We start from the raw sequence: 452 nt of genomic DNA on the forward strand, positions 1-452 counted from the left end.
TTTCATAAGTTTTTAGCCAGCCAATTACAGGGACTTTGATTTTTCTATAGTCAATATGAATTGCCCCATCTAAGGTAAAAGAATCCTGTCTCCCTTTTTTCTTGAATTTAGGAAAGCCTTTACTTTTTTTGAAGAAGGATTTAAAGGCATCTGACAGATATCTTAATGCGTATTGAGGGGCGCATTTAGAAACTTCATAATACCAAGGAAGGGTAGATTTAATGGCTGCTACTAACCATTTATGTAAATCTATAGCTGTGGGAAATTTGATTTTGTCTTGAGGATTAAGTTTGTTATGTAATAATACCTGTTGACAAAGTGCTAAACTTGAGGGGGCGACAAGCAAGTTGAAACCAAGATAGGGAAAAGGTTTGAGGTGATAGACCCTCTGAAAAAATCTGGTGCTTATTGAGAATAGTATACAGTTATTAAGCAGATATTTATAGGGTGCA

General features: G+C 35.2%; 1 pseudogene. It reads right to left on the reverse strand.

What is annotated here, in order from left to right:
* Nucleotides 1-346: pseudogene (locus FFR48_RS28460) on the reverse strand (RNA-guided endonuclease TnpB family protein); the annotation flags it as partial.
* Nucleotides 347-452: the final 106 nt, after the last annotated feature.

The organism is Sphaerospermopsis reniformis (genome assembly GCF_005402885.1).
Taxonomy (GTDB): Bacteria; Cyanobacteriota; Cyanobacteriia; order Cyanobacteriales; family Nostocaceae; genus Sphaerospermopsis; species Sphaerospermopsis kisseleviana.